This is a genomic window from Paraburkholderia atlantica (assembly GCF_009362785.1).
Lineage (GTDB): Bacteria > Pseudomonadota > Gammaproteobacteria > Burkholderiales > Burkholderiaceae > Paraburkholderia > Paraburkholderia atlantica.
This window is the reverse complement of sequence record NZ_WHNQ01000221.1, coordinates 1-716: the sequence shown is the minus strand read 5'-3', so window position 1 is coordinate 716 and position 716 is coordinate 1. Positions and strand designations below refer to the sequence as shown.

Annotated in this window: 1 protein-coding gene; it reads right to left on the bottom strand. The window is 63.8% G+C overall.

All coding sequences use genetic code 11. The features are described 5' to 3' along the window. Positions 1-716 (bottom strand): AMP-binding protein (locus GCT19_RS42380; RefSeq protein ID WP_152855121.1); only part of this gene is annotated, 716 nt, incomplete at both ends.

The following is a 716-nucleotide window of genomic DNA, read 5'->3' as shown; positions in this document are numbered from 1 at the left end:
CGGCAGCCGCGCACTCAGGTGCGCGCGCAAGGTGTTGGCAAGCTCAGGTCCATCCAGCCCATCCGATTGAGCTTCGGGCGCACACACCACATAGGCGATAAGACGCCTGTCGCCGGCGCGGTTCTGTCGCGCCACCACCACCGCCTCGCGCACAAAGGCGTGCTCGCCAAGCCGCGCCGCGATCTCGCCCGGCTCGATGCGAAAGCCCCGGATCTTGACCTGGTCGTCGGTGCGGCCCAGGAACTCCAGATTGCCGTCCGGCAGGTACCGCCCCCGGTCCCCCGTGCGGTACAGCCGATCGCCCTCCACAAAGGGACTGGCGATGAACCGCTCGGCGGTCAGCTCGGGGCGGTTCAGATAACCACGCGCGACCCCCGCCCCGCCAATATAAAGCTCGCCCACCGTACCAAACGGCACCGGCGCGCCATGACCGTCCAGCAGATAAACCCGCGTGTTCGAAATCGGACGGCCGATCGGGACCACTGACCCATTAAAATCAGCCGGGCAATTCCAGGCCGTTACGTCGATAGCAGCTTCCGTGGGACCATATAGATTGTGCAGACCGGTCCAAGGTAATACGCACCGAACCTTCTGCGTGAGGGAAGCAGAAAGCGCCTCTCCACTACACACGAGACGCTGCAGGGAGGTGCAGCGATCAACGCCCTTCGTGTCCATGAAGCTGGCCAGCATGGATGGTACAAAGTGTGCGGTGGTGA